This window comes from Acinetobacter sp. GN11 (assembly GCF_054823985.1).
In genome coordinates this window covers 1-2,999 of the sequence record NZ_JRVL01000308.1, presented here as the reverse complement: position 1 = coordinate 2,999, position 2,999 = coordinate 1, and the positions used below count along the sequence as shown (strand labels likewise).

The window sequence follows — 2,999 nt, the reverse complement described above, 5'->3', positions numbered from 1 at the left end:
CTATATGGAATAGTAATGTCAAAAAAAGAAGATATTATAAATACTGCTTTAAATTTATTTAATCAGATTGGCTACAATGCAACTGGTGTTGACCGTATTATTGCTGAATCTAATGTTGCAAAGATGACCTTTTATAAATATTTTCCTTCAAAAGAAAATTTAATTATGGAGTGTTTGCAACATCGAAATTTAAATATTCAAAATTCAATTAACGAACAGTTAGATTTACGTCAAGATGCCAGCCCATTGGAGAAAATCCACATTATTTTTAATTGGTATATTGAATGGATAAATAGTGAAACATTTAATGGATGCTTATTTAAAAAAGCATTTATTGAAGTATCTAAACAATATACTTCAATTCGGGAACCCTTTTACGAGTATACGAAGTGGTTGACTCACTTATTACAAGAACAGCTTACTCAACTAGGCATAGAAAACCCCACTCCACTTACTCACATCATTATTTCTATTATTGATGGAATGATTATTGATGGAACAACAGATAAAAAGCTAATTAACGCTGAAAAAATTTGGCAATATATTGAATTTTTAATTAATGAAGAAATACCTCAACCGCTCTCTTGATTTTAAAATTATCTAAGTTTATTAAGTTTAAAAGAAAAATAAAAAAGAACTTTTTTAAATCTTCTATAGCTTAGATAATCTTCATTTTTGGTGCTCTACGTTAGCTTTCATAATTTTTCTAGGCTTTTTTACAATCTCATATTAGAATCCTGAAAATTTATCACCTTGCCCTGATCTATGAAAAAATTTCTAGCTAACTCTATCTTTAAAGCTGCTGGTTGGACCTATAATGTAGATCCCGAAATTCTTGAGAAAAAACAAGTTATTATTGGCTTTGAACATACCTCAAATCTAGATGCGGTGCTCTCTATTGCTCTCTTCCAAATTTTAGACATTAAAATTCATACTTTAATAAAAAAAGAACTTTTTAAGGGTCCTCTTAAGCCAGTTTTAGAAAAACTTGGTGGCATTCCAGTTGACCGTAAAGCGAATAAAGATATTGTTTCTCAAATGGTTGAACAATTTCAAAATCATGAAACTTTTAACTTGGTGATTGCTCCTGAAGCTACTCGTGCGAAAGATGGTTCTGAACGTAAACCTATCCGTACAGGTTTTTGGCATATTGCGAAAGCAGCGAATGTTCCTATTGTACTCATGTATGCCAACGCCCGAAGCAAACAAGGCGGGATTCTAGGCAAAATTTATCCAACAGACTTACAAAAAGATTTGGAAACGATTAAAGAGTTATATGCGCAATTTGACATAGACGTCAAAATTAACTAAATCAAATTGGATTTGATTCGGCCTAATCTCACTCATTAGGCCTTAAGCTTATTATTCTTATTCAATTGGCTAACAAAACGCAGGGCAACAGTTTTCAACAAAACCAAGCCTATGCTAATATTCCAGCACTTTTGCATTTTCTTTTTTTGGAGTTCACGTCCATGGCGGGTCATTCTAAATGGGCCAATATTAAGCATCGTAAAGCGAAACAAGATGCAAGTCGCGGTAAAGTTTTTACTAAATATATTCGTGAAATTGTGACTGCTGCCAGACTTGGCGGTGGAGATGCTGCTAGTAACCCTCGTTTGCGTGCAGTAGTTGAAAAAGCTCTTTCAGTTAATATGACACGTGACACCATCAACCGTGCAATCCAACGTGGTGCTGGTGGTGAAGATAATGATGATTTAAAAGAAGTAACTTACGAAGGTTATGGTGTTGGCGGTGTTGCTGTTCTTGTTGAAACAATGACAGATAACTTGAACCGTACAGTACCAGATGTACGTCACTGTTTTAGTAAAACAAATGGTAACTTAGGAACTGCGGGTTCTGTCGCTTATCTATTTACTAAACGTGGTGAGATTACTTTTGAAGATGTTTCTTTAGAAGACAAAATCATGGAAGTTGCTTTAGAAGCTGGCGCTGAAGATATTGAAATTTCTGAAGATGAAATTTTAGTAATTACGTCACCAGAAACTTTTGGTGAAGTTCAAGATGCTCTTACTGCTGCTGGTTTAAAATCTGACAATGCAGAAGTGGTTATGAGTCCATCAACCAAAGCTGAAATTACTGATGTCGACCAAGCAAAACAAATTCTAAAAATGATTGATATGTTTGAAGATCTTGATGATGTACAAAACGTTTATACCAACGTTGAGTTCACAGATGAAGTTTTGGTTCAACTTGATGCCTAAATCAAACATTTGAATTAAAAAAACGCACCAAATGGTGCGTTTTTTTATAGTTTATTGAGTAAGTTATAGCAGTTAAAAACATTATATTTTTTAATAACAAAGCTGGAATGCAATGCAACAACATTGTCAATTTTTCCAATACGTCTTAATAAAATTTCACTGTAGTCATCCATGTTGCGTGCTACAAGTTCCAAAATAAAATCAGCACTTTGCCCTGTCACAAGAAATGCATTGGTTACTTCTGGGATTGCTTCTATTTCAGAAAGAAACTTATCAAATGTTTCTGTGTCATGCTTACTCAATGAAACTTGCAATAAGATGTGTAGAGTAAATCCAAGTTTACTAAAATTAATTTCCCTTTTGAGCTGTCCCATAACGTTGGCTTCAATCAGGTGTTTAATCCGGCGATGCACAGAACTGACTGACAGATTGATCCGTTCTGAAAGTTCATTCAAATTTAAGTCTTCATGAGACAAAATTTCTAGAATTTGTTTATCAAAACGATCTAACTCCATTCCTATCTCCAGCCAGAATTTTACAGTGACGACAGTATACCCTATACAACTCACCTGCATTTAAAATACAAAGGTTTAAAAATAGCTAAAACGTTTAATTCTTTTACACATTTTATTGCAGACGTGCATTTTAACCGTGCAAATAATGGAGCATATGGCGCATTTTAGAAAGTCAATTTCATGCTCTCATTTATTTTTTCCAATATAAGATATTACTCGCCCCATTATTTAAATATAGATAACTGATAATTATAGAAATTTT

At 33.4% G+C, this 2,999-nt stretch carries 4 protein-coding genes; 3 read left to right on the top strand and 1 reads right to left on the bottom strand.

Annotation, left to right across the window (positions count from 1 at the left end; translation table 11 throughout):
* The first annotated feature begins 15 nt into the window (after positions 1–15).
* The 3 genes from NL42_RS18655 to NL42_RS18645 all read left to right on the top strand — a co-directional run bounded on the left by NL42_RS18655 (position 16) and on the right by NL42_RS18645 (position 2,222).
* Positions 16–588: a TetR/AcrR family transcriptional regulator gene (locus NL42_RS18655; RefSeq protein WP_461313885.1), complete on the top strand. Its 573-nt coding sequence runs from the start codon at positions 16–18 to the stop codon at positions 586–588.
* Positions 589–765: 177 nt separating this feature from the next.
* The gene (locus NL42_RS18650; protein ID WP_461313884.1) at positions 766–1,311 is read left to right on the top strand and encodes a 1-acyl-sn-glycerol-3-phosphate acyltransferase; all 546 of its coding nucleotides are present in this window, start codon (positions 766–768) and stop codon (positions 1,309–1,311) included.
* 161 nt (positions 1,312–1,472) lie between these two features.
* On the top strand, positions 1,473–2,222 hold the full coding sequence (locus NL42_RS18645) for a YebC/PmpR family DNA-binding transcriptional regulator (protein ID WP_461313883.1): 750 nt from the start codon (positions 1,473–1,475) through the stop codon (positions 2,220–2,222).
* A gap of 44 nt (positions 2,223–2,266) precedes the next feature.
* On the opposite strand, the gene NL42_RS18640 is transcribed toward NL42_RS18645, so the two are convergent.
* The gene (locus NL42_RS18640) at positions 2,267–2,737 is read right to left on the bottom strand and encodes an Lrp/AsnC family transcriptional regulator (protein ID WP_004642558.1); all 471 of its coding nucleotides are present in this window, start codon (positions 2,735–2,737) and stop codon (positions 2,267–2,269) included.
* Between the last annotated feature and the right edge of the window lie 262 nt (positions 2,738–2,999).